19 protein-coding genes, 21 tRNA genes and 1 rRNA gene are annotated in these 25,176 nt (G+C 45.5%); 6 read left to right on the forward strand and 35 right to left on the reverse strand.

Annotated elements, in window-relative coordinates; translation table 11 throughout:
• Positions 1-19: 19 nt before the first annotated feature.
• Genes menB through CDO84_RS14610 form a run of 4 tightly spaced genes read right to left on the reverse strand, consistent with a single transcriptional unit; the run spans position 20 to position 4,836 of the window.
• On the reverse strand, positions 20-835 hold the full coding sequence (gene menB / locus CDO84_RS14595) for a 1,4-dihydroxy-2-naphthoyl-CoA synthase (RefSeq protein ID WP_003229054.1): 816 nt from the start codon (positions 833-835) through the stop codon (positions 20-22).
• Between the two features lie 34 nt (positions 836-869).
• Positions 870-1,694, reverse strand: coding sequence for a 2-succinyl-6-hydroxy-2,4-cyclohexadiene-1-carboxylate synthase (gene menH / locus CDO84_RS14600; protein WP_040082040.1), 825 nt, complete (start codon positions 1,692-1,694; stop codon positions 870-872).
• The gene (gene menD, locus CDO84_RS14605) at positions 1,682-3,424 is read right to left on the reverse strand and encodes a 2-succinyl-5-enolpyruvyl-6-hydroxy-3-cyclohexene-1-carboxylic-acid synthase (protein ID WP_040082039.1); all 1,743 of its coding nucleotides are present in this window, start codon (positions 3,422-3,424) and stop codon (positions 1,682-1,684) included. Before menD ends, menH begins: the two co-directional genes overlap by 13 nt.
• Entirely contained in the window at positions 3,421-4,836 is a 1,416-nt protein-coding gene (locus CDO84_RS14610; RefSeq protein WP_040082038.1) for an isochorismate synthase, read from the reverse strand. Before CDO84_RS14610 ends, menD begins: the two co-directional genes overlap by 4 nt.
• Positions 4,837-5,125: 289 nt before the next feature.
• Here CDO84_RS14610 and CDO84_RS14620 point away from each other — a divergent pair, with 289 nt between their 5' ends.
• A complete protein-coding gene (locus tag CDO84_RS14620) occupies positions 5,126-5,845 on the forward strand; it encodes a yteA family sporulation protein (RefSeq protein WP_014665108.1) in 720 nt (239 codons plus the stop codon).
• 8 nt (positions 5,846-5,853) lie between these two features.
• Here CDO84_RS14620 and CDO84_RS14625 read toward each other — a convergent pair whose 3' ends face one another.
• On the reverse strand, positions 5,854-6,672 hold the full coding sequence (locus tag CDO84_RS14625) for a UTP--glucose-1-phosphate uridylyltransferase (protein ID WP_040082036.1): 819 nt from the start codon (positions 6,670-6,672) through the stop codon (positions 5,854-5,856).
• Between the two features lie 171 nt (positions 6,673-6,843).
• On the opposite strand from CDO84_RS14625, the gene CDO84_RS14630 reads away from it, so the two are divergent.
• Genes CDO84_RS14630 through CDO84_RS14640 form a run of 3 tightly spaced genes read left to right on the forward strand, consistent with a single transcriptional unit; the run spans position 6,844 to position 10,303 of the window.
• Positions 6,844-8,130, forward strand: coding sequence for a UDP-glucose dehydrogenase family protein (locus CDO84_RS14630; RefSeq protein WP_040082035.1), 1,287 nt, complete (start codon positions 6,844-6,846; stop codon positions 8,128-8,130).
• Complete coding sequence (locus CDO84_RS14635) at positions 8,127-9,077, forward strand: NAD-dependent epimerase/dehydratase family protein (protein ID WP_040082034.1); 951 nt, start codon at positions 8,127-8,129, stop codon at positions 9,075-9,077. Before CDO84_RS14630 ends, CDO84_RS14635 begins: the two co-directional genes overlap by 4 nt.
• A gap of 2 nt (positions 9,078-9,079) precedes the next feature.
• A complete protein-coding gene (locus tag CDO84_RS14640; protein WP_040082033.1) occupies positions 9,080-10,303 on the forward strand; it encodes a glycosyltransferase family 4 protein in 1,224 nt (407 codons plus the stop codon).
• Between the two features lie 71 nt (positions 10,304-10,374).
• Here the strand turns inward: CDO84_RS14640 and CDO84_RS14645 are convergent, their stop codons facing one another.
• Genes CDO84_RS14645 through cotSA form a run of 3 tightly spaced genes read right to left on the reverse strand, consistent with a single transcriptional unit; the run spans position 10,375 to position 13,014 of the window.
• A complete protein-coding gene (locus CDO84_RS14645) occupies positions 10,375-10,809 on the reverse strand; it encodes a hypothetical protein (RefSeq protein WP_040082031.1) in 435 nt (144 codons plus the stop codon).
• 1 nt (position 10,810) lies between these two features.
• Entirely contained in the window at positions 10,811-11,866 is a 1,056-nt protein-coding gene (gene cotS / locus CDO84_RS14650) for a spore coat putative kinase CotS (RefSeq protein WP_014665115.1), read from the reverse strand.
• Positions 11,867-11,880: 14 nt separating this feature from the next.
• Positions 11,881-13,014, reverse strand: a complete 1,134-nt coding sequence (gene cotSA / locus CDO84_RS14655) for a spore coat protein CotSA (protein ID WP_040082030.1) — start codon at positions 13,012-13,014, stop codon at positions 11,881-11,883.
• Positions 13,015-13,203: 189 nt separating this feature from the next.
• On the opposite strand from cotSA, the gene cotI reads away from it, so the two are divergent.
• A complete protein-coding gene (gene cotI / locus CDO84_RS14660) occupies positions 13,204-14,277 on the forward strand; it encodes a spore coat kinase CotI (protein WP_082032952.1) in 1,074 nt (357 codons plus the stop codon).
• A 92-nt stretch (positions 14,278-14,369) separates the two neighbouring features.
• On the forward strand, positions 14,370-14,837 hold the full coding sequence (locus CDO84_RS14665) for a TspO/MBR family protein (protein ID WP_040082028.1): 468 nt from the start codon (positions 14,370-14,372) through the stop codon (positions 14,835-14,837).
• A gap of 30 nt (positions 14,838-14,867) precedes the next feature.
• Here CDO84_RS14665 and glgP read toward each other — a convergent pair whose 3' ends face one another.
• The 27 genes from glgP to rrf form a co-directional block, all read right to left on the reverse strand.
• On the reverse strand, positions 14,868-17,264 hold the full coding sequence (gene glgP, locus CDO84_RS14670) for a glycogen phosphorylase GlgP (RefSeq protein WP_040082027.1): 2,397 nt from the start codon (positions 17,262-17,264) through the stop codon (positions 14,868-14,870).
• A complete protein-coding gene (gene glgA, locus CDO84_RS14675; RefSeq protein ID WP_040082026.1) occupies positions 17,251-18,705 on the reverse strand; it encodes a glycogen synthase GlgA in 1,455 nt (484 codons plus the stop codon). The genes glgP and glgA overlap by 14 nt, the downstream gene beginning before the upstream one ends.
• Positions 18,702-19,733, reverse strand: a complete 1,032-nt coding sequence (gene glgD / locus CDO84_RS14680; protein ID WP_040082025.1) for a glucose-1-phosphate adenylyltransferase subunit GlgD — start codon at positions 19,731-19,733, stop codon at positions 18,702-18,704. The genes glgA and glgD overlap by 4 nt, the downstream gene beginning before the upstream one ends.
• A gap of 23 nt (positions 19,734-19,756) precedes the next feature.
• Positions 19,757-20,899, reverse strand: a complete 1,143-nt coding sequence (locus CDO84_RS14685) for a glucose-1-phosphate adenylyltransferase (RefSeq protein ID WP_040082024.1) — start codon at positions 20,897-20,899, stop codon at positions 19,757-19,759.
• The gene (gene glgB, locus CDO84_RS14690) at positions 20,896-22,779 is read right to left on the reverse strand and encodes a 1,4-alpha-glucan branching enzyme (RefSeq protein WP_040082023.1); all 1,884 of its coding nucleotides are present in this window, start codon (positions 22,777-22,779) and stop codon (positions 20,896-20,898) included. Before glgB ends, CDO84_RS14685 begins: the two co-directional genes overlap by 4 nt.
• Positions 22,780-23,011: 232 nt before the next feature.
• Positions 23,012-23,083: transfer RNA gene (locus CDO84_RS14695), tRNA-Glu, on the reverse strand.
• Positions 23,084-23,113: 30 nt separating this feature from the next.
• A tRNA-Ser gene (locus CDO84_RS14700) sits at positions 23,114-23,204 on the reverse strand.
• Positions 23,205-23,207: 3 nt separating this feature from the next.
• A tRNA-Asn gene (locus CDO84_RS14705) sits at positions 23,208-23,282 on the reverse strand.
• 12 nt (positions 23,283-23,294) lie between these two features.
• Positions 23,295-23,371: transfer RNA gene (locus CDO84_RS14710), tRNA-Ile, on the reverse strand.
• 15 nt (positions 23,372-23,386) lie between these two features.
• Positions 23,387-23,460: transfer RNA gene (locus tag CDO84_RS14715), tRNA-Gly, on the reverse strand.
• Positions 23,461-23,470: 10 nt separating this feature from the next.
• A tRNA-His gene (locus CDO84_RS14720) sits at positions 23,471-23,546 on the reverse strand.
• 20 nt (positions 23,547-23,566) lie between these two features.
• Positions 23,567-23,642 (reverse strand) — tRNA-Phe (locus CDO84_RS14725).
• Positions 23,643-23,654: 12 nt separating this feature from the next.
• Positions 23,655-23,731 (reverse strand) — tRNA-Asp (locus CDO84_RS14730).
• Between the two features lie 11 nt (positions 23,732-23,742).
• Positions 23,743-23,819: transfer RNA gene (locus CDO84_RS14735), tRNA-Met, on the reverse strand.
• Between the two features lie 17 nt (positions 23,820-23,836).
• Positions 23,837-23,929, reverse strand: a tRNA-Ser gene (locus tag CDO84_RS14740).
• Positions 23,930-23,935: 6 nt separating this feature from the next.
• Positions 23,936-24,012 (reverse strand) — tRNA-Ile (locus CDO84_RS14745).
• A 2-nt stretch (positions 24,013-24,014) separates the two neighbouring features.
• Positions 24,015-24,091, reverse strand: a tRNA-Met gene (locus tag CDO84_RS14750).
• A gap of 21 nt (positions 24,092-24,112) precedes the next feature.
• Positions 24,113-24,185 (reverse strand) — tRNA-Ala (locus tag CDO84_RS14755).
• Between the two features lie 5 nt (positions 24,186-24,190).
• Positions 24,191-24,267 (reverse strand) — tRNA-Pro (locus tag CDO84_RS14760).
• Positions 24,268-24,282: 15 nt separating this feature from the next.
• Positions 24,283-24,359, reverse strand: a tRNA-Arg gene (locus tag CDO84_RS14765).
• 9 nt (positions 24,360-24,368) lie between these two features.
• A tRNA-Leu gene (locus CDO84_RS14770) sits at positions 24,369-24,454 on the reverse strand.
• A gap of 14 nt (positions 24,455-24,468) precedes the next feature.
• A tRNA-Gly gene (locus CDO84_RS14775) sits at positions 24,469-24,543 on the reverse strand.
• 5 nt (positions 24,544-24,548) lie between these two features.
• A tRNA-Leu gene (locus tag CDO84_RS14780) sits at positions 24,549-24,635 on the reverse strand.
• Positions 24,636-24,645: 10 nt separating this feature from the next.
• Positions 24,646-24,721, reverse strand: a tRNA-Lys gene (locus tag CDO84_RS14785).
• Positions 24,722-24,758: 37 nt separating this feature from the next.
• Positions 24,759-24,834, reverse strand: a tRNA-Thr gene (locus tag CDO84_RS14790).
• Positions 24,835-24,865: 31 nt separating this feature from the next.
• Positions 24,866-24,941 (reverse strand) — tRNA-Val (locus CDO84_RS14795).
• A 22-nt stretch (positions 24,942-24,963) separates the two neighbouring features.
• A 5S ribosomal RNA gene (gene rrf, locus CDO84_RS14800) occupies positions 24,964-25,079 on the reverse strand.
• Between the last annotated feature and the right edge of the window lie 97 nt (positions 25,080-25,176).

Below are 25,176 nucleotides of genomic sequence, written 5' to 3' on the forward strand. Positions count from 1 at the left end.
GTTGACTAAGTATTGCTGATCACGGGAAACGAGGGAACTGTCCGAAATCAGGTTTGCGTTTTTCCTTGAAGGAATCACGGCCTTCTTTTGCTTCATCTGTTGTGTAGTAAAGAAGGGTAGCATCCCCTGCAAACTGCTGAATTCCAGCAAGTCCGTCTGTGTCCGCGTTAAACGCAGCTTTAAGAAAGCGCAGTGCGGTCGGGCTTTTTTCAAGCATTTCTTCACACCATTTAATCGTTTCTTCTTCAAGCTGTTCCAAAGGAACGACTGTGTTGACAAGACCCATGTCCAGTGCTTCTTGTGCGTTGTACTGACGGCATAGGTACCATATTTCACGTGCTTTTTTGTGCCCAACAATTCGAGCCAGATAGCCAGAACCGTAACCTGCATCGAAGCTTCCCACTTTAGGGCCTGTTTGTCCGAAAATTGCGTTGTCTGCAGCAATTGTCAAGTCACATACGATGTGAAGCACATGGCCTCCGCCGATCGCATATCCAGACACCATCGCAACAACCGGTTTCGGAATGACACGGATTAAACGCTGAAGATCCAATACGTTTAGACGCGGGATCTGGTCGTCTCCTACATATCCACCGTGGCCGCGCACTTTTTGGTCTCCGCCAGAACAAAATGCTTTGTCCCCTGCGCCGGCAAGCACGATAACCCCAACATTTTGGTCGTCTCTTGCGTCAGCAAACGCATCAATCATTTCAGCAACCGTTTTAGGGGTAAACGCATTATGTACCTCAGGTCGGTTGATTGTTATTTTTGCAATGCCATTATACGTTTCATACAATATCTCATCGTATGTCCGTTTTGTTTTCCATTCAGCCATATGATGACCTCCTTTTATTCTCTATGTGAATGAGTCAGATGCTTGTCAAAAACTCACTCACTATTTTACCAAACAATCGCGGCTGTTCCACATGGACCGTATGTCCTGCCTTTGGAACAATCTCTATTCTACTAGAAGGAAGCATCTTATGCACCTCTTGATTGATGGCGCAAAATTTTTCGTCCCACTCGCCGCAGATAAGGAGCACAGGAACGGCTATTTCTTCTACACGGCTCCACAAGGAAGGCTGTGAACCGGTGCCCATGCCGGTTAAACTGTTCGCAAGCCCAATCTTATTGTTCCGCAGACGGCCCGATCGTATCCTGTGCCGAATATCTTCTGCCAGCCGCTGCTGGGATGAAAACAAAGGGATGTTCTCCCAATACTCAACAAACGCTTTGATCCCGTCACGCAAAATAAAATCAGCAAGCTTCCGGTCCCGCATGATCCGCTCCCGCCGTTCCCCAAGCGTTTTGAGTCCCGGCGTTGTGCTTTCAAGCACAAGTGCTGATACCCGCTTTGGATATGTCATCGCAAAAGAGTAAGCAAGCCTTCCTCCCATAGAATACCCAATCAATTTCACTTTGTGAAGTTTTAATTGATTAAAAATCTCGGCAAGGTCAGAAACCTGCCGGCTAGTGCTGTATCTTTTCCCATTCAGCGGGGCATCGGTTTCACCATGCCCTAAACAATCAATTTTGATCAAGCGAGAATCAGGCAGCATCTCATCAAGAAAAGTCCATGATTGTTTGCTGCCAGTAAACCCGTGCAGACAGACGACGGCTTCGGAAGCATCCGGCCCGACGTCTGTCACAGCATATCGGACACCATCTGACACCGTTATGTTTACAGCTCCCATTGCTTTTTTACTTCCCGCACAGCCTCGTTCAGCATATCGCGATGAAGCTGGACTCTCGATTGGCGATCTGTTTTGATTTCGATCAAATGGAGTCCGGGCTTGTCTGCCTGCGGCGCGTAAGCTGTTTTGAATTCATCCCATGAAGCCGGGCATGAATACGTTCCGCCGTAAAGTGCAGCCGCATGCTTGAAATCGAGCCCAGTCGGTGTGCCGAACAAATCTTCAAAGTGTGTCTTCTCAGAAGCCTGCGGCAAAAAGGAAAAGATCCCTCCGCCGTCATTATTGACAAGAATCACAGTAAGAGGAATGCCCAGTTTTTTGGCCGCGAGCAGGCCGTTTAAATCATGATAAAAAGATAAATCTCCAATCACAAGGGTAACAGGCGCTTTTGTTCCTTCACATACCCCCATCGCAGAGGAGACGACACCGTCTATCCCGTTTGCGCCCCGGTTTGAATAAATCCGAAAAGGGCGTTCCTGCTTTTCAAAAAACGTATCAACATCCCTGATCGGCATGCTGTTGCCGACAAACAGCGAGCTGTTTTCAGGCACAAGATGCTGAAGGATTCGATAGAGATTGCCTTCAAACGAAACATCTTCACTGCTGATGGTTTGCAAATGCTCGCGGAACCGCCCATTGACAAACTGCCACTTCTCAAGCCACTCTGATGATCTGGTGGCAGCAGTAAGGCCTGCCATGATCTCCTCAGCAAAAACAGACGCACTACAATGGATCATATGCGCGCTTGCCTGTGTCGGGTCTCTCCACCCTCCATCCTCGTCAATCACGATTTGCTGAATCGCCGGATCATCCTTGAGCCATAAGAAAACCGGTTTTGAAACAGGCATCGGCCCAAACCGGATGACAACATCAGGACGAAGTTTCAGCTTCAACTCATCATCTTTTAAAAATGAATCATACGCATCAATGACAGTGCTTTTATCATGAACACCATTCCGCAAATTAGATAGCGGATCCGCTAAAATCGGATACTGAAGCGCTTTTGACAGCGCAATAATGTTTTCCTTATCCGCTTCACTATGGAGCTCTCCGCAGACGATCATTCCTTTTTCAGCCTCTGTGAGCATTTCAGCCACATCAGACAGGGATTCGCGGTCAACAGACTGCGTACCCGTTTTTACAGACACATGACGGCCTGTTCTCATTCTTCCAAACGGCTCATCCGAAAGGTCCGGCATCAGCGGTTCGCGCAGCGGCACATTCACATGGACAGGCCCCATTGGTCGTTTTTGTGCTTCACCGGCAGCGCGGCTTGCCAGCGTTCGGATGTATCTCAGCATTTGCGGAGACTCTTCAGGAAGAGCAGAGTCTGTGAAAAACTTAACAAAGTTACCGAATAAGAAGTGCTGATTAATAGCCTGCGGTGCGCCTACTTCGCGCAGCTCATGAGGCCGATCAGCAGTTAACACAATAATTGGCACCCTTGAATAATGGGCTTCAACCACAGCCGGATAAAAATTGGCCGCGGCTGTTCCTGATGTGCAGATCAATAGTACGGGACGCTGCTTCGCTTTTGCCAATCCTAGTGCAAAAAACCCGGCCGATCTTTCATCAATTTGGACATGGACGCTAATATCGGGGTGCGCGGCAGCAAGAATAGCCAGCGGCGTGGATCTTGAGCCCGGACAAACGACGGCGTCCGTAATTCCGGAAAGGGCGAATTCATCAATAAAACTTCCGATGTAATGAGTAATCGGGTTGACAGTCAACGCCTCTCACCTCCTAATGCAGAGATCATCGGCTTCAATTTAATCTGCGTTTCTTCATATTCCGAGATTGGTTCCGAGTCTTCCACAATACCGCACCCGGCAAACAGCCTTGCTGTTCTGCCTTCGATCAGTCCGGAACGAATGGCTACTGCGAATTCCCCGTTATCCTGGCTGTCAATCCAGCCGATAGGGGCTGCATACCAGCCGCGATTCATCGGTTCAATCTCTCGGATCACTTCAACAGCTTTTTCCTTAGGTGCTCCCCCAAGCGCCGGAGTGGGATGCAGCTTCTCAATTAAGTCAAAAATCGAAGCAGAGTCACGCAGCTGTCCGACAATCGGCGTAAATAGGTGCTGAACGCTTTTTGTTTTGTACAATACAGGCCCATCAGGCTTTTCAACCTCTGAACAGGCTGATTCAAAAGCATTATGAATCATGCCTACGACAATATCATGCTCATGCAGGTTTTTCTCATCGTTTAATAATTCAAGCCCGATCCGGCGGTCTTCTTCTTCATTCACGCCTCGTTTAATGGAGCCTGCCAGACAAGTAGACATGACAGTGCTGCCGTCCCTTTTGATCAGTCTCTCTGGAGATGCGCCGACAAAGGTTTTGCCTCCCTGTTCAATTGCAAAAACATAACTTGTCTGCTGATCTTTCAGAAGCGTTTTAAGCACCGGTTCAATTTGGATTGGACCGTCAAACGTGAGCAGCAGCTCTCGGGCAAGAACCGCTTTATCATATTGTTTCTCTTTAATTTGGCTTGTTGCCGTTTCGATTGCTTTCAGCCAATCATCCTTATCCAGCTCTTGAGATGCTTCAATCATAGCCTGGCTTCCCAGATCTAAATCAGGAACAATTAATTCCGCTGCAAAAGCTTGTAAGTCTTCCAAAACAGCCTCTGCATCTTCTTGTCCTTTTACCCATCTGTTGACTGTTAAGAACGGGCCTTCAGCAGTCATTGTCAGCATAAGCGAAGGCACAAAGAAATCCCCTTCCGAGAAATGGTCCCATTGTGTACCTCTTTCTTCGCAAGGGTCAAAAGAAAATCCTCCGAATAACACAGGTCCCACTGCAGAATGCTGCAGCTTTTCTTCTTCATAAATATGAAAAGCCGTCTTTTTAAAGCGCTCCCATTGTTCAAAAACCTCACGATACCGCTCGCTGTTTTTTTGATTTGTCTGGAAAACTGCTTCTTTGCCAAGACCGACTATTGTCAATTCACTTTCAGGATCTGACCAAAAAAATCGATTGCCTGTATATTTTTTTGCTCTGTAATTGAAAAATGATAGAGGGTCAAGAGACTCGATTTGTCTCGAATAGCTTATTAAGACAGCATGGTTGACTTCTTTGGCTTTATGTAATGCATGTAGAACTCCCTTTCGGAACGTACGCTGCACCGTTGTCACCATGAGACATTCCTCCATAATCCTTAAAATGCTTTTAATACCATACACCTGTGTCTTCTTTGTGTCAAACACAGATCATGCAGTCCAAATGGCCTGCCTTACCTATTATAAACCTAATTTCAGAAATGAAAAAGAAACAAAGCTTAAATTTCTTTCTCCACTGGTAGCAAAGCTTGTATCCGCTTACCATAAAAGGAAAATCCCCTATATTCCTCCATCCGGCATTTATGAAAGTTCTCCGGCGATCTGTTCATACTAAAGGTATGCATCAAAGAGAAACGAGGCGATCACATTGCTTACAAAAGACCAGCTGCAGCATTTAAAAAGTGAACTGGAACAAACGAAAAAAGATATTTTAAACCGTTTTAAAGACAATGACCATTTTCAGCTCAATTCAGCCTTTCCTTATGATTCAATGGGTGAACTTTCAGCTTATGATAACCACCCCGGAGACCATGCAACCGAACTTTACGAGCGTGAAAAAGACATCGCTCTCGATTTACATGAGCGAGAGCACCTTCGGGACATTGAGCATTCATTAAAAGCGATAGAAAACGGTACGTACGGTATTTGTGAAGTCAGCGGAAAGGAAATCCCTTACGAAAGACTTGAAGCGCTTCCGACTGCCACAACACTCGCGGAGTATTCGTCACAGGACGTGGTGTCCAAAGACCGTCCGATCGAAGAAGAAACACCTTTCGGGCAATTTGAATTTGACGATGATGAAGAAATCAGAGCGCCATATGACAGTGAAGATTCCTATCAGGATGTCGAAAAATACGGTAACTCGCAAACGCCGCAGGATATGGAAAATCCGCCGCTCAGCTACGATGATATGACGATGAACGCCGAAGAGAATATCGGCAATACGGAGTCTTACGAAAATTTCATTGCTACTGATATCACCGGCAAAGAAATTACAGTTTATCAAAGCAGGGCCCATGAGCGTTATGAGGAAGAGCTTGATGAAGAGGGAATCATGACAACATTCGGCGATCTCCACGCTGATTGAACCCCCGATTATCGGGGGTTCTTTTCCGTTTTCAGCATATCGGAAATCAGCCTCAAATAATCCTTTTGCAGGCCGATGTCATACCGCTCGCCCTCTAGCAATTTCCCGTAAACATTGCATGCCCCGAGTGAAGCTTTAATCGCATCCGTTACCTGCACTTCTCCTCCGTTATCAGCTTCTAATTCGTCCAGCTTATCAAAGATATCCGGTGTAAAAATATAACGTCCTGCTGCAGCAAAATGAGATGGCGGGTTTTCTTTAGGCTTTTCCACAATATCCTGGATGCGATAAACCCCTTTTTCAACAGGCTCCCCCTTTATCACCCCGTAATGATGTAAATCCTCCGTTTTTGTTTCTTTTAAGCCGATCACACTGGACTGATATTTCGTATACGCTTCAATCAGCTGCCCTAAAGCCGGCTGATTGGCGGAAAAAATCAGATCATCGGGCAAAACGACGGCAAAAGGCTCCCCGCCTGCAAATGGCCTTCCGTAAGAAATGGCATCACCCAAACCCTTTGCATAAGGCTGGCGCACGTAGTGAATTCGTATATCTGGAATTGGATGCTCACTGAGTAAATGCAGTTTATCCCGGGAGGCCAGAAAAGCTTCGAGTGCCAAAGAGGAATCGAAGTAGTCGACAATCAGGTTTTTATGGCTCGATACAACCATCAAAATGTCCTCAATGCCTGACTCCTTTAGTTCTTCAACAATATAATGAATTACAGGCTTAGACCCTACCGGAAACATTTCTTTCGGAATCACCTTCGTCACCGGCAGATTTCTCGTGCCGAATCCCCCGGCAGGAATGATCGCTTTTTTTATCATGGTATTTTCCCCTCAGCTTATGTTTATTACATGATATTCCAAGAGCGCATCCCGATGTTTGTCCATCTGAAATTAGGCGGACGCAACTGGGCAGAAAGCGGAATCACGAACCAGCCCTTTTTTAATAGGATATTGATATATGACCAGTAATCTTGAAAAGGAGCTCAGGTGATGAAAATTTGTGTGGTTGGCGCCGGATATGTCGGTTTAACTTTATCAGCGGCACTGGCATCCATCGGGCATGACATGATATGCACAGACAAAGACGTCAAAAAAATCGAGCAGCTGAAAAATGGAGACATTCCCTTTTACGAGCCTGGGCTTTCTGATGCAATAAACTATTACGGCAATCTCTCGTTTTCTTCTGAAGTGAAATCGAGCATGGAGAAATGTCCCGTCATCTTTATCGCAGTCGGAACCCCACCGCGTTCGGACGGGTCAGCTGATACGAAAGCCCTGCAGTCCGTCATCAGCGATTTGAGCGAGGCGATTCGATCGTATAAAACCATTGTTACGAAAAGCACTGTTCCGCCCGGGACAAATGAAAACATAGCAAAACAGCTGGTTGCCTCCGGTGTGTCTGAAAGTTTGTTTAACATCGTATCCAATCCCGAGTTTCTGCGGGAAGGCAACGCCTTATATGACATGCTGCATCCTGACAAAACGGTCATCGGTATTCAGGAAGGCGATCACGTATCGGCAGCAATCGTCAAATCTATTTACAAACACATTGACACCCCTTATATCATTACAAGCTTAACAGGAGCAGAGCTGATCAAATATGCCAACAATTTCTTTTTAGCAGCCAAAATCTCGTTCATTAACGAAATGGCCCGTTTATGTGAAGCCTATCATTCAGATATCTCGGATATTTCCCGCGCTATCGGACTAGATCCGAGAATCGGGAGGCACTTTTTGCAGGCTGGCATCGGATACGGAGGCTCTTGTTTTCCAAAGGATCTGCAGGCGCTGCAATTTGCTGCCAAGGAAAAAAACACGGAGACCTTCCTGCTTCAAGCCGTGCAGCACATTAACGACACTCAGCTCGGCCTGTATATCAAAAAAATACAGTCATTCTTCGATACACTTCAAGGCAAGAAAGCAGCTGTACTCGGCATTTCCTTCAAACCCCATACCGATGACACCAGAAATTCTCAGGCCGTCAGACTGATTGAAGGGCTGGCAGAGCTGGGATGTGATGTTCATGCATATGATCCTGAAGCTGTCCTTCCAGAACATTTGCAGCAACATGTAACTCAGCATTCTCAAGCTTTTGATGCGATAGAAGAGAGTGACTTTTTATTTTTGGCGACAGAATGGCCTGAGTTTTTAGCGTTTGATTGGAAAAAGGCTGCAGGCATCATGAAAGGGCGTCTTGTGATTGACGGACGCAACGTACTGAAAAAAGAACCGATCGAGGCTTGCGGCCTGATCTGTACGGGGGTTGGGCGCCCATGAGAATACTCGTCACAGGAGCAGCGGGATTTATCGGCTCCCACCTCTGCGAAGAATTACTGAAGGATAAGAAACATCACGTTATCGGAATTGATGACTTTATCGGTCCTACTCCATTTTCCTTAAAATTAAAAAACCTTAAAACCCTGCTGCAAGAAAAACGATTTACGTTTATAAAGGAAAATCTGCTGACAGCGGATCTTTCTCCCTTACTGGAAGGAGTGGACGTCATCTTTCATTTGGCGGCCATTCCGGGTGTCCGCTCAAGCTGGGGCAATCATTTTCACCCATATGCCGCACATAATATCCAAGCGCTACAAAGACTCCTTGAGGCATCCCGGGAACATCCTATTCAAACGTTCATCTTTGCATCCACCTCTTCCGTCTATGGCGAAAAACAAGGAAAAGTCAGCGAGAACGCGTCGCTTTCTCCTTTATCTCCATACGGGGTAACAAAGCTTACTGGCGAAAAGCTTTGCCATGTGTATCAACAAAGCTTTGGCATTCCAATTGTGATTCTCCGTTTTTTTACCGTTTACGGACCAAGACAGCGGCCGGACATGGCTTTTCACCGGCTCATCAAGCAGCACCTTCAGCAAAAGCCGCTCACGATCTTCGGTGATGGGCAGCAGTCAAGAGATTTTACTTACATCAGCGACTGTGTCAAAGGCATCACCGCTGTTCTTGGGAAACCCCACCTTATTGGTGAAACGGTAAATATCGGCGGCGCTGAACGTGCCTCAGTCTTAAAGGTTGTCTCCCTCATTGAAGAGATTTCCGGTAAAAAAGCAATACTGCACTTTTCGGACAAAATAGCAGGGGAACCGAGCAACACGTGGGCGGATATTTCAAAAGCAAAGCAGCTCTTGCATTATGATCCTGCCACATCCTTAAAGGATGGCTTGACTAACGAAATTGCCTATTTATCGTCGCTGTATCAGGGGGAATGAAAATGAAGCTTGCCTTTATCTGTACAGAAAAGCTGCCGGCGCCCGCGGTACGCGGCGGCGCTATTCAAATGATGATTGACGGTGTCACGCCCTATTTCAGCAGCCGCTACGACCTGACCATTTTTTCAATAGAAGATCCATCGCTTCCAAAAAGAGAAACGAAAAACGGCGTACATTATATCCATCTGCCAAAAGAGCATTACCGAGAGGCGGTAGCCGAAGAGCTGCGAGCCTCTTCCTTCGACCTCATTCATGTGTTTAACAGGCCTTTAAATGTCTCTTTATATAAAAAGGCTTCACCAAACAGCAAGATCATTCTGAGCCTGCATAACGAAATGTTTTCTGAAAAAAAGATGACCTTCGCACAAGGAAAAGAAGTACTCGACAATGTCTCCATGATTACAACTGTCAGCGAATTTATTAAACAAACCATCATCGAACGTTTCCCTGAAGCCGAGGACATCACAAAAGTCGTGTACTCGGGCGTTGATTTACACGCTTATCCGCCCGTCTGGACGACGAAAGGCGCGGCTGTCAGAGAAACATACCGAAAAAAATACGACATTGAGGATAAAAAGGTTATTTTATTCGCTGGCCGCTTAAGCCCGACAAAAGGGCCTCACCTTCTCATCCACAGCATGAGACGGATTTTGCAGCAGCATCCTGATGCTGTACTTGTCATAGCGGGCGGGAAGTGGTTCAGCGATGACAGCGAAAATCAATATGTCACATATCTTCGCAAGCTGGCGCTGCCGTACAGAGACCACGTGATCTTTACAAAATTCATTCCCGCAGACGACATACCAAACCTTTTTCTGATGGCAGATGTATTTGTGTGCAGCTCTCAGTGGAATGAACCGCTCGCCCGTGTGAATTATGAAGCAATGGCAGCCGGCACGCCCTTAATTACCACAAACCGGGGCGGAAACGGAGAGGTCGTAAAACACGAAGTCACCGGCCTTGTCATTGACAGCTACAACAAACCTTCTTCATTTGCAAAAGCAATTGACAGAGCCTTTACAGATCAAGAATTAATGAACAAAATGACAAAAAACGGCCGTAAGCATGTAGAAGCTTTATTTACCTTTACACATGCTGCCAAACGGCTCAATGCAGTTTACCAATCCGTTTTGACTCCGAAAAACAAACAATTCCCGCCGCCTTTTCTGACGCAAAACCTTGATTTATCATCAATCAATCAGCTTTTTGTGAAAGCAAAATCATAAACCTACAGCTCGCGTTGCAAAACGGGCTGTTTTTTGTTGCAGAGAGCTCAAAAAAAGGCATAAAAGTGACTTTATGCCTTTCGCTTTACAGCTGAAGAAAACCATGGAGCTGGTTTAGAATCACTTGGAAGAATGATGATTTCCACTCTGGCTTCCTCCGCTAATTCTGGTTCTTCATCATCATGCTCTTCTTCCTCAAAGAGCGGCATTGAGCGTTTCGACTCACGCTCCTCCTCAGGCTCTCGAGCAGTTTCAAATTTCGTTTCTTCTTCATCATTGATGATATTGTGTTCAGTTTCCTTTTCCTTCGTTTCTTCTTGATATTCTTTCGGTGCATTGATGTGAGGAAGCTCTCGGATGCTGCCCACAGCTAAATGCTTCTCCTCTTCCTCCTTCTCAGCTGAGATTGAGTCATGAGCCTGCCACCCCATTGATCCAGGCGGTGTAAATACGAATTGGTCAAGATCCAATTTAGAAATAGAGGCTTTTTGTCTCGATGACCTCATGTCAATTCGCCTCCCGATACGCTTTTATCTTTTTATACAGTTCCGGCAGTTTATCCAAAAATGAATCTTTAGATTCTTCAACGGAAATCATATTTTGCAGCGCCCAGTTATACTTCTCATCTGACCACGTTTTCTTTTGCTTCAAATAATATTTATGGCCGATTGCACAGAACAAATGCGGAAACGCGAGATCAATCCAAAGTACCTCGTACTGTTTTTCTGTGAGCGGATACACTTTGTCATAGGCCGCAAGCAGTGCAACCATGAAATCAGTATCCCACACCGAAAGCTTAACCATCACTTTATTCAGCAGAATACGAAGGTCTCTTGAAGGCAAATCGTAGGTAATCGAGTGAAGCTCCTTTAAAAAGGGCTCCCCGTCGATCTCAGTCAAACGTGCCAATGTAAAATCCTGAAAACAGAATCCGCCATGCTCGAGCGTTTCTTTTGTCCAAGTTTCGTATTCTGAGTCATCAAGCGCTTGAAGTGCTTCTTTTCCTCTTGCCAGCATTTTATCAGCATGTTTTAAGAAAGTTTGCGAAAATACGTCATCAGGATAAGATGCTGCGATCTGCATATTCCCTTCAAGTTCCTGCAGCTTCCATCGGTACAATTTATGCCATTTTCCCAGCCTGCTTCTCTTCTTGCTTTCATCTGTGCAAACATATCCTTTTGACGCATGATGAAAATGGCCTGCAAACGACATGACTTTTTTCATTTGCTCTGCATCATAGTAAATCATTTCTTTTCCTGTCACTTTGTCATATAAGCTGTAAGAAACCTGATCCGTGCCCAAGCAGCTACCGCCATTTTTTGTTTGATGAATCGGCGCTATCGGCAGCCCTTTCTCTTGTAAATGGGCATGTGCCTGAGTAATAAAAAGCATCCGCTCCGGCTTCATTTGCGCTTCTTTTAGCAGCTTTGGGCCATGATCAGTTTGAACTTCCCAGATTTTGCGCCCGCTTTTGTTCGATTTCAGCGCCACATTGTCAATATGAAAAGGATAATAGCTGAGAATTTCAGACACAATCTGTTCTTCATGCTCTTTTTGGTACACTCTGTTCACCCCTTCTATCTGTTCTTTTCATAGACGCTGAGCAGATTTTCAGCCACCCTCTGCCAGCCGAAATTGCTTTCTGCCTCACGGCGGCTGTATTTCCCAAGCCGTTCCCGCTTTTCCGAGCTTCTCAGCAAATCATTGATATGTTCGGCATATTGTTTAGGATTTTCAAAGTCATGAATGATGTAGCCGTTTTTCCCTTCCTCTATGACCTCTGGATTGCCTCCCCGATTGCTTGTAATGATAGGCAGTCCCGCAGCCATCGCTTCATAATGCACCCTTGCTAAAGGTTCCTGCCACTGCGAAGAGCACACAAATACATCTGACATGGTATAAAGGCGCGGAATGTCCTTTGGCTTCACAAATTGAATAAATGTGACATGATCCTTTTGCATCGCGCCAAGGGTATGAAGATGTTTGACATAGTTATTTAATTCATTATCTCCGAACCATTTGGACCCGATAAACACCATCATGACATCGGGATGCTCCTCAATGATGTCCGGCAAAGCCTGCAATAAAATGTGCGGGCCTTTGACTTTGCTAAGACGGCCGACAAATAGGACGATTTTTTTGCCGTGAAGCCCCAGCTCACTTCGCATCTCTTCGCGAGCCCGCTGTCCTTCATTCGTCCAGCGGGGATGGTACGCTTTTAAATCCACACCGGAATAAACTGTTTTTGTTTTTGATCGGGCTGACGGAAAACGGCTTGTGATCGTCTGTCCGATATAATCGCTGACCGTAACAATCTGCGCTACGGTATCGATGCAAATCTCTCCTTCTGCCTGGCTGATTTTATCGTAAGCAAACATTTCATTGTGAACGCTTAATATAAAAACAGCCTTCGGCGCCTGTTTCTTCAATTTCGGAACCCAGCTTGGGCGATTACAAACATGCACAAGGTCAAAACGGCTCCTTCTCAGCTCTTCTCCAACAGCTTCTTCATAACGGTCTTCATCCAAATGTACATAATGGACACCGTCTACAGTCTCTCTATCAGCGAGATTAGGATCTTTAATAGAAAACACAGTCACCTCATGTTTTTTGGCAATTAAAGGGGCAACCGCTTCGAGGTAGATTTGAATGGCGCCTCCTCGAACCGATGGGACAGGAAGCTTCTCTGTGGCGATCAGTGCTATTTTCATACATAGCCTCCATTCCTGCATGATTTTTAACTAGTTAGAATCATGATACGGCTGATCAACCAACTTGTGCGGATTGGGACTGCCCCAAAAACAAAACGGGTAAACAACCATATTCATCTATTAAATATAGTCAAATATCTCAATCATTTTTTCCTTTTGATTCATAAGGTAGGAGTAAAACAGGTAAGGATGTGTCCTTTAATGGCAGAAAACCACGAAGTCATTGAGGAGGGGAATTCATCAGAGCTTCCTTTATCAGCAGAAGATGAAAAAAAATTAACGGAGCTGGCTGAAAATGTACTTCAAGGATGGGATGTGCATGCTGAAAAAATAGACGTCATTCAGGGAAATCAGATGGCGCTGGTCTGGAAGGTCCACACAGGCTCCGGCGCGGTTTGTCTGAAACGAATACACAGACCAGAAAAGAAAGCGTTATTTTCCATTTTTGCGCAGGATTATTTAGCAAAAAAAGGCATGAATGTTCCTGGCATACTCCCAAACAAAAAAGGCAGCCTATATTCCAAGCACGGTTCCTTTCTATTTGTCGTATATGATTGGATCGAAGGAAGACCGTTTGAGCTGACTGTAAAGCAGGACTTGGAGTTTATCATGAAAGGCCTTGCTGATTTCCATACAGCGTCCGTCGGATATCAGCCACCGAATGGCGTTCCCGTATTTACCAAATTAGGGCGCTGGCCGAATCACTACACGAAACGGTGCAAACAGATGGAAACGTGGAAGCTGATGGCGAGAGCGGAAAAAGAAGACCCTTTCTCACAGCTTTATCTTCAGGAGATAGACAGCTTCATTGAAGACGGCCTGCGCATCAAAGACCGGCTTTTGCAATCGGCCTATGTTCCATGGACTGAACAGCTGAAAAAAAGCCCTAACCTTTGCCACCAGGATTACGGAACCGGAAATACACTCTTAGGAGAAAATGAACAGATTTGGGTCATCGACTTAGATACCGTATCATTTGATCTGCCTATTCGCGATTTGCGCAAAATGATTATTCCGCTTTTGGATACGACGGGCGTTTGGGATGACGAGACATTTCATGTCATGCTGAACGCATACGAATCCAGAGCCCCATTAACTGAAGAACAAAAACAAGTCATGTTTATAGATATGCTGTTTCCTTATGAGCTTTACGATGTCATTCGCGAAAAATACGTCCGCAAGTCTGCTTTACCGAAGGAAGAATTAGAATCAGCTTTTGAATATGAACGCATTAAATCAAACGCATTGCAGCAGCTGATTTAAATCCATCATTTCCCCCGCATATCGGGGGTTTGATCTTTATAAGCTAAAGGGTAAGTATAAATGTAAAATAAATACATACGGAGGTTGCAAACATGAAAAAGATGATCGGCGCCATAGCAGTTTTTGTGATTACATACGCGCTGTTTTCAGCCGCAGGATACCTGTTTCCTGTTGACCAAGAATGGTACAATTCATTAAAAAAACCCGACTGGACGCCAAGCGGTTCTGCAATCGGCATCATTTGGGCCATTCTGTTTGCCCTGATCTCCCTTTCAGCTGCCATTATATATGCTGCGTTTTCTTTTAAAGGTGCGAAAAGCTTTTGGTTTGCGCTTTTAATAAATTACGTGCTCAATCAGGCATTCAGCTATTTCCAGTTTACGCAAAAAAATCTGCTGGCTGCATCGATTGACTGCCTGCTTGTCGCCATCACAGCAATCGTATTACTGATCATTGCGAAAAAATACAGCAGAGCCGCAAGCTATCTTCTTTTGCCTTATTTTTTATGGAGTGCATTTGCGACGTTCTTATCCTTTGCCATCGATTCAATGAATCTGTGAACAAAAAAAGCCGCTTATACAGCGGCTTTTTCATATCATCGGCTTGATGCCCCAAATGTCCTTCGCATATTCCCGGATCGTGCGGTCGCTGGAGAAATATCCAGAATGAGCAATGTTTACAATCGAACGCTCAGACCATTTCCTTCGTTCTCGATAATCAGCTTGAATTCGCTCTTGCGCATCTGCATATGAGCTGAAATCCTTCAGAACAAAATACTCATCATTATGCGGGAGCAGTGAGTCATAGATCGATTCGAACTCATCTGCTTCTCCCTCAAAAAAACCATTGATCAGCTGATCGACTACCTGTCTGATTCTCCGGTCATGCTGATAATATTCCCTCGATCTATAACCGCCGTTTTCCTGATATGATAGAACATCATCCGCTTTTAAGCCGAACGTGTAAATACAATCAGGGCCCACCCGCTCAAGGATTTCGATATTAGCGCCATCATGCGTGCCGATTGTCAAAGCGCCGTTCATCATAAACTTCATATTTCCTGTACCAGACGCTTCCTTGCTTGCGGTTGAAATTTGCTCACTTACATCTGATGCCGGAAAAATTCGCTCAGCCATAGAAACTCTATAATTTTCTAAAAAAACAACTTTGATCAGCTGTTTGACCGCCGGATCATAATTGACTTTATCTGCGACAGAATGGATCAGCTTAATGATTTTCTTGGCATAATAGTAGCTTGGTGAAGCCTTTGCCCCGAAAATAAAGGTTTGCGGGTAGATTGAAAACCCAGCGTCCTCCTTGAGGCGGTTATACAAATACATAATGTGAAGAACATTCAACAGCTGACGTTTATATGCATGAAGCCGTTTCACCTGAACGTCGAATATACTGTCAGGGTTCACAACCACCCCTGCCGTGCAAAAAATCAAATCGGCAAGCTCTTGTTTTTTCTTGCTTTTGTTGTTTTGAAACTGTTCAATAAATGCAGGATCAGAGGCGTACGATTCTAAATGGATCAGTGATTCCGGCTGTTTCACCCATTCATCGCCGATCGCCTCTGTAATGATGGCAGACAAGCCTGGATTCGCTTTTAACAGCCAGCGCCTGTGGGCAATCCCATTCGTCTTATTGTTAAAACGATTCGGGAACAGCAAGTGAAAGTCACGCATCTCTCTTTCCTTTAATATATCGGAATGAATTTTTGCAACACCATTTACACTGTAACTGCCTACTATGGCCAGATGAGCCATTTTGACAACACCATGCGCTGTAATCGCCATGTTCTCTATCCTTTTCCAGTCTCCAGGATACTTTTCCCAAACTGCGCGGCAAAACCTTTCATTGATCTCTTCAATAATCATATACATGCGCGGGAGCAGCGGGCTAAACAAATGAATCGGCCATTTCTCAAGCGCTTCTGACAATGTTGTATGATTCGTATAAGAGATCGTATGTACAGTGATATGCCAAGCTTCTTCCCAGCTCATGTCCTCTTCATCGAGCAAAATCCGCATCAGCTCAGGCACCGCAAGCGCAGGGTGAGTGTCATTAATATGAATGCTCACTTTTTTATGCAGGCCGGATAAAGATTTATGCGTTTTTCGGTAATTGTTTACAATGCTTTTTAAGCTTGCGCATACCAAAAAATACTGCTGCTTCAGACGTAAAATTTTCCCCTCGTCATGGGTGTCATCGGGATATAAAAATTCAGAAACCGCTTCTGTTTCCCGCTTATAAGATAAAATATTACCACCATGATAATGCGCATAGGGCTCGGCGTTCCAAAGCCTTAACGTATTGACAGTGCCCGTTTCATAGCCGATGACCGGAATATCATAAGGAACAGCGGTTACAATTGTCGCTTGTTCGTGGCGAAAATGCAGGCGCCCGCTTTTTTCTGTCATATGCACCTTGCCCCAAAACGGAACGTCAACTGCCTGATCCGCATTCCTTACTTCCCATACATTCCCGTTTTTCAGCCATTGCTCAGGCAGCTCCACCTGATGCCCGTCTACAATTTTTTGCTCAAACAAGCCATGCTTGTAACGGATGCCCATCCCGTGCCCCGGCAAGTTCAACGAAGCAAGAGAATCTAAAAAGCAAGCGGCCAACCGGCCAAGCCCGCCGTTGCCGAGACCAGCATCGTTCTCTATCTGAAGGATCTCCTCTAAATTGATGCCGATATCCTTTAAACCAGCTTCTACAACATCACGAACACCGAGATTCATTAAGTTTTGTTCAAGGAGCTGACCGAGCAGAAATTCGATTGATAAATAATATGTCTGCTTCCCGGAATTGGATCTGCTTTTTTCATTCGTCTTGATCCAATCTGCACTGATATACTCTCTGACCATATTGCCCAACGTTTTATATTGATCCAGCTTGGCAGAATCTTTAAAGCTTTTTCCGCACGTCATTTCCAGGCGCTTTAAAAATAAATCTGCAAAGCGTTCTTTACTCGAGAACATCCCGTCCACTCCTTGTCACATGCTCGAAAATGCGCTGATACTCTTTAGCCGACTTCCCCCAGCTGTAATCTGCATTCATTGCGGTCTTCATGATGCTCTGCCATACATCCTGTTGGCGATAAAACGACAGCGCCCTTTCAATCGTAAATTTCAGGTCATGCGCATTGAAGGCGGAAAATGTAAAACCATTGCCCGTCCCCTCTTCCTCCTGATAGGAACGGACAGTGTCGTAAAGTCCACCCGTTTCCCTAACAATGGGAATGGCGCCATATTGAAGAGCAATGAGCTGCCCCAAGCCGCACGGCTCAAATTTCGACGGCATCAAAAACATATCAGATCCCGCATAAATTTGGTGGGCAAGCGGCTCATCAAACCCAATATAAGCTCTGCACTTCTCATGAAAAGCAAATTCTGCATACCGAAAATAATCTTCGAATTCACGTTCTCCTGTCCCCAGCACAACCAGCTGTATGTCTTGCTCCTCAAGAAGCTCGTGCATAATTCTGCGGACAAGATCAAGCCCCTTTTGTTTAGTGAGCCTTGTCACCATACTGATCAGCGGAATATCGTTTTTCTCTGGAAGCCCCATTCGCCGCTGAAGCCTCGTTTTGTTTTCCAGCTTGCATGCAAGATGTTCCGAGTCGTATTGCGCCTCTATATAAGGATCGCTTTTCGGCTGATAGAACGTATCATCAATGCCATTTAATATGCCCGTTACATCATTTTCCCTATATTGCAAAACCTGTTCCAGCTGCTCACCATAATACGGTGTCAAGATTTCATTTCTGTAAGAAGGGCTCACAGTCGTCACATGGTCAGCCGCAATGATGCCCGCCTTCATAAAATTAACAAATCCGTTGCATTCTAACCTTTCATAGTGAAAATGATCCATCTCAAGACCCAGCAAGTCATGTGTGACATCGGGAGGGAATATGCCTTGAAACTGTAAGTTGTGAATCGTGAGCACGCTTTTCATCCGTTCATAAAAAGGATGTTTTCTGTACTCCTCTTTCAGCAAATAATTGACCATCGCTGTATGCCAATCGTGAGTATGAACAATATCGGCTTGAACATTCACAACTTTGGCAGCCTCCAGCACAGCTCTTGAAAAAAAGGCAAACCTCTCACCGTCATCATAATGCCCATACAACGAATCCCGGTTGAAATAGTACTCATTGTCGATGAAATAATAATTCACATCATCCTCTGCCATATGTTCAATTCCGCAATATTGCTGCCGCCAGCCCACAGCTACGGTACACTCAGCCTTTTTTTTCATACTCATTTTCCACGGCTCAGGTATTTGGCTGTACTTCGGCAGCATCACAGCTACCTCATTGCCTAATCGCGCAAGCGCCTTCGGAAGCGCACCTGCTACATCGGCAAGACCTCCGGATTTAACAAATGGGGTGCATTCAGACACAGCAAATAATATCTTCAAGAATTCATCAGCTCTCCTTGCACCAAACCTTTTCTTAATACAAGCGGCTGCTCAGCTGTTCCAGCAGCTTCCGTCGCCTTGCCGATTTTAACGTCCTTATCAGAAATGACCTGCTCAAGAAGACAATCCTCGCCAATCTGCGTTTTTTGCATAATAATGCAGTTTTTCAGCTTCGTTCCCTTTCCGACATGGACCGCCCTGAACAAAATGCAGTTTTCAACCTCTCCTTCAAGCACACAGCCGTTTGCCACCAAAGAATTTTTGACAGTGCTGTGTTTTCCATATTTCGTCGGCGGTTCATCCTTCACTTTTGTGTAGATCGGCTGCTGCGGCAAAAATACCTGCTGCCAAAAACGCGGCTGAATGAGTTCCATACTGTGGGTATAATATTTTTCCACCGAATCAATAACAGCGGCATAACCTGAATATTCATAAGGGCAAATGGTCAAGGCGGAAGCTTCCTTTTCAACAGCCTCCTGAATGGTTTTATAGCCTTTTTCGCTATGTCCGTAGATCAGCTCCTTTAAAAGTGTTGTAGACATGATGTAGATTTGCAGCGACTGGCCGTCCTGAAATACCTCGGTGACATCGCAGCCAACCTCCTGATGGCGTTTCAGCACATATTGAAATTGAATGTTGCATACGGTATGGCTGTTGGAGATAACAGCATATTGCTGCGTGCTTCTGTGGAAGTAATCTAGATGGTCCCAAAACTGGCGAAAGGAACCGAATTCATCGTATTCGTGATGAAGATGGGGAGACGGGAAAAAAAAGAGACCGTCCTTTTTCCGATGCAAATCCCATTCCTTACCTGCCCCAAGGTGATCCATGAGCGAACGGTAACGATACTTCGGAAAAATGGCAACACTCCTAATATCCGCATTCACCATGTTGGAAAGCATAAAATCAATCAGACGGTATCTGCCGGCAAAAGGAATCGCCCCAAGCGACCGCTGTGCTGTTAAATCCTGAAGAGAATGCTTATATGTGGTTTCATCTATAACACCTAACATTTGATTATTGAACATTGATTCTGCCCCCTGTTCAGTAATTAAATCAATTCTTTTTCTACAAATTCCTCTGAAACGAGCAGCACCTCTTCAATGTCTTTTTCGGAGCGAATCACTGCACCATCCGGGAGCACCATTCCCTTAGGAACGATGGCATTTTCAATCACTACATGCTCCCCAATCGTCACATCCGGCATGATGACGGATGATTTGACAGTCGCATGCTTACCGACAGTCACACCTTGAAAAAGAACGGAGTGAGACACATTTCCATACACAACACAGCCTTCGTTCACAAGCGAATCTTGAACCTGCGCATCAGATGAAATAAATTGCGGGGGCTGATTGGGATTGACGGAGTAAATTTTCCATTTGCGTTCAAACAGCTTCAGCTCCGAGTCCTCTTTTAACAAATCCATATTGGCTTCCCACAAGCTCTGCACTGTTCCGACATCCTTCCAATATCCTTTGAACGGATAAGCGGAAAGCTTCTTTTTCTCCTTCAAAAGCAGAGGAATAATGTCCTTGCCGAAGTCGTGGCTAGAATAAGGGTTCTGATCGTCCATCTCAAGATACTGTTTCAAAAGCGGCCAATTGAAGATATAAATTCCCATTGAGGCAAGATTGCTCTTAGGGAACTTGGGCTTTTCATCAAATTGTGTGATCGTCCCATCTGGATTGGCCTTCATAATCCCGAACCGGCTTGCTTCCTCCCAGCCCACTTCGATGACAGAGATGGTCACATCCGCTTTCTTTTCAATGTGAAAATCAAGCATTTTGCCGTAATCCATTTTGTATATGTGATCTCCTGATAAAATCAGTACATACTCAGGATCATACTGATTCAAATAATTGAGATTTTCATAAATGGCGCTTGCCGTCCCTTTATACCATTTGACTTCTGACGACTCGGCATAAGGAGGTAAAACCGTCACTCCGCCATTATATCTATCAAGATCCCATGCACTGCCGATTCCAATATAGGAATTCAGCTCAAGCGGCTGATATTGGGTTAAAATCCCGACTGTGTCTATGCCTGAATTAGAACAGTTGCTTAGGGTAAAATCAATAATCCTGTATTTTCCCCCGAAAGATACAGCCGGTTTGGCCATATTTTTTGTTAATCCGCTGAGACGGCTGCCCTTTCCGCCGGCAAGGAGCATGGCTACACATTGTTTTTTCATCTTTTTATCTCTCCTCTTTTTCTAACCGCCCGTAAAATCGAGATGCCGTAAGGGGGGATGGTCATCGTGATATAACAAGGTTTATGATGAAGAGCTCCCTTTTTGGCCGATAACGGCTTTTTATTGATTTGTCCTGAGCCTCCATATGTTTCACTGTCACTGTTAAGCACTTCGATGTATTGGGTAAAAAAAGGAACTCCAACATCATATTGATGATAGACCGCGGGTGTAAAATTACAAATGATGACAAGCGCCTCACCGTGCTTTTTGCCATAGCGAATAAAAGAAAAGATTGATTGTTCGTCATTATGGACATCAATCCATTCAAACGATTGTGCACGATGGTCATGTTCATAAAGGATTTTGCTTTTTTGGTAAAAGCGGAGAAGATCTTGCGTAAAAACGCTGGCTTTCTGATGCATGGGGAAGGAGTCCAAAAACCAATCAAGCTGTTCTGTATCTTTCCATTCATCAAATTGGGCAAACTCTGATCCCATAAAGATCAATTTCTTTCCGGGATGCACTGTCATATAGCCCAGCAAAAGCCGATACTGGGCAAATTTCTGCCAGTAGTCGCCAGGCATTTTATTAAGAAGTGATTTTTTTCCGTATACGACTTCATCATGAGAAAACGGCAACACAAAATGTTCACTAAACGCATACAGTAATGAAAAAGAGATAAGCTGATGACAATGCCGCCTTTCTTCAGGCGGCGTCTCCATGTATTTCAGTACGTCATTCATCCATCCCATATTCCATTTATAATGAAAACCAAGCCCCCCTTCCTCAACGGCACCTGTCACTTGAGGCCATTCTGTAGAATCTTCCGCGATCATCATCACCTGTGGATACGCCTCTCTCATGGTTTGATTGAGTTTTTTTAAAAATTCAACAGCATATGGATTCGTGTGGCGTTCATCCTGATTTGGCCAATACAAGATATTAGCCACTGCATCAACCCTAAATCCATCTATATGATAGAATTCCGCCCAGTACAACGCATTCGAAATTAAAAAACTATGAACTTCTGGTTTTCCCAGGTCAAAATTTGCCGTACCCCATAACCAGTTCTCCCGATCACGTTCTTCTTTGTATTCATAAAGCGGTTCTCCATCAAACATATAAAGGCCATGTGCATCTTTACAAAAATGTCCAGGAACCCAATCTAAAATGACTCCGATATTTTGTTGATGACATTCATCAACAAACCTCATCAGATCGTGCGGTGTGCCAAACCTGCTTGTCGGGCTGTAATACCCCGTTCCTTGGTAGCCCCAGGAACGATCATATGGATGCTCATACACTGGAAGCAGTTCAATATGGGTAAACCCATGCTCTTTGATATACGGAATAAGTGTCTGACTTAACTCTTTATACGAGTAATGCCTGCCATCAGAATGCTTCTTCCAAGACCCGAGATGCAGTTCATAAATGAAAACAGGTTTCTCATACAGCGTCTTAGTCTTCTGTTTCTTTTGCCATTTTTGATCTTGCCAGCTGTACCCTTCCAAATCGTAAGTAAGTGACGCTGTGTTTGGTCTGACTTCTGAATAAATGGCGTATGGATCTGCCTTCAGCCTAATCTCACCGCAATTCGTCACGATTTCATATTTATATCGTTCCTTTTCTCCTAAACCCGGAATAAATAACGTCCAAATGCCATTATCATTCACTCTGTGCATCACATGCTGTTCTCCCGACCAGCTGTTAAAATCCCCAGCCACTCGTACTTCCGACGCATGAGGCGCCCACACACAGAATTCATATCCGCTTGTGCCATTCAGCTCACGAAAATGCGAGCCAAACAGCTGATAGCTTTTAAACAGACTGCCTTCGTGAAAAAGATAAACATCATGTGCTGTAGGGCTGGCAGCGGCCATGTAATCATCCTTTCTGACATCATAGTTTTCATTTATAGTATTTATTCGAAGAAATAAAAAAAAGCCCTTTCCTGAAAGCGCTTATACTTATAGACAATTAACTTCATTTTCTGAAGAAAAACAAAATATATGGAGATTTTTGTTGCCTGTTTTAAAATAAAGAACGAAGCTTATGACATATCCATGATTGATAAAAATAAAAAAGCCTTGCAGGATATGCAAAGCTTCTGGATGACCCGTACGGGATTCGAACCCGTGTTACCGCCGTGAAAGGGCGGTGTCTTAACCGCTTGACCAACGGGCCGACAATTATAAATTTATATCTGTAATCATATGGCGGAGAAGGAGGGATTTGAACCCTCGCGCCGCTTACACGACCTACACCCTTAGCAGGGGCGCCTCTTCAGCCACTTGAGTACTTCTCCATATGGCTCCACAGGCAGGATTCGAACCTGCGACCGATCGGTTAACAGCCGATAGCTCTACCACTGAGCTACTGTGGAATATAAAAGTCATGGTGGGCCTGAATGGACTCGAACCATCGACCTCACGCTTATCAGGCGTGCGCTCTAACCAGCTGAGCTACAGGCCCATGACGATATAAAAATGGAGCGGGTGATGGGAATCGAACCCACGACATCAGCTTGGAAGGCTGAGGTTTTACCACTAAACTACACCCGCAATTTTTATTTGGGGCGATTGATGGGAATCGAACCCACGAATGCCAGAGCCACAATCTGGTGCGTTAACCACTTCGCCACAACCGCCAAAATATATATTGATAAAATGGTGGCTCGGGACGGAATCGAACCGCCGACACACGGATTTTCAGTCCGTTGCTCTACCAACTGAGCTACCAAGCCTAAGTATTTAAATGGCGGTCCGGACGGGACTCGAACCCGCGACCTCCTGCGTGACAGGCAGGCATTCTAACCAACTGAACTACCGGACCATTTTAAAATTTGGTTGCGGGGGCAGGATTTGAACCTGCGACCTTCGGGTTATGAGCCCGACGAGCTACCGAACTGCTCCACCCCGCGATGATTGGGAATATGTATGGCGGAGGAAGAGGGATTCGAACCCCCGCGGGCTTTGACACCCCTGTCGGTTTTCAAGACCGATCCCTTCAGCCAGACTTGGGTATTCCTCCGTATAGTGGTGGACCTTGTAGGACTCGAACCTACGACCGGACGGTTATGAGCCGTCTGCTCTAACCAACTGAGCTAAAGGTCCATTGGTAGCGGCGGAGGGGATCGAACCCCCGACCTCACGGGTATGAACCGTACGCTCTAGCCAGCTGAGCTACACCGCCAAATATTTTTTAGAAACCAAGTGGAGCCTAGCGGGATCGAACCGCTGACCTCCTGCGTGCAAAGCAGGCGCTCTCCCAGCTGAGCTAAGGCCCCAGGAATGGTCGGGAAGACAGGATTCGAACCTGCGACCCCATGGTCCCAAACCATGTGCTCTACCAAGCTGAGCTACTTCCCGATTTCGTATAGATCATGGCGCGCCCGAGAGGAGTCGAACCCCTAACCTTTTGATCCGTAGTCAAACGCTCTATCCAATTGAGCTACGGGCGCAAAACTTAATGCCGAGGGCCGGACTTGAACCGGCACGGTAGTCACCTACCGCAGGATTTTAAGTCCTGTGTGTCTGCCAATTCCACCACCCCGGCGTGGATGGTATAGTTGGAGCGGAAGACGGGATTCGAACCCGCGACCCCCACCTTGGCAAGGTGGTGTTCTACCACTGAACTACTTCCGCAGAAATGGTGCGGATGAAGGGACTTGAACCCCCACGTCTGTAAAGACACTAGAGCCTGATTCTAGCGCGTCTGCCAATTCCGCCACATCCGCAACATGTAAATGGTGAGCCATGAAGGACTCGAACCTTCGACCCTCTGATTAAAAGTCAGATGCTCTACCAACTGAGCTAATGGCTCTTCTTACAAGAGACTTAAATATTATATCATATAAAAGTGGTGCCGGCAAGAGGACTTGAACCCCCAACCTACTGATTACAAGTCAGTTGCTCTACCAATTGAGCTACACCGGCATATATGTAAACCGATATGTATAATAAAGAATGGTGGAGGATGACGGGCTCGAACCGCCGACCCTCTGCTTGTAAGGCAGATGCTCTCCCAGCTGAGCTAATCCTCCATAATTGCACTAACGTGCAATTGCTTGGCGGCGTCCTACTCTCACAGGGGGAAACCCCCGACTACCATCGGCGCTGAAGAGCTTAACTTCCGTGTTCGGTATGGGAACGGGTGTGACCTCTTCGCTATCGCCACCAAACAAATGCCTTCAGGATGAAGGTACTGGGCGTTTCTCACAGGATGTGAGAGCCCTTAGCGGAGTTTCCTTACCTTTCCGCCTTTAGAGAGGTGTTCTC

This window comes from Bacillus sp. MD-5, from assembly GCF_002201875.1.
Classification (GTDB): domain Bacteria; phylum Bacillota; class Bacilli; order Bacillales; family Bacillaceae; genus Bacillus; species Bacillus stercoris.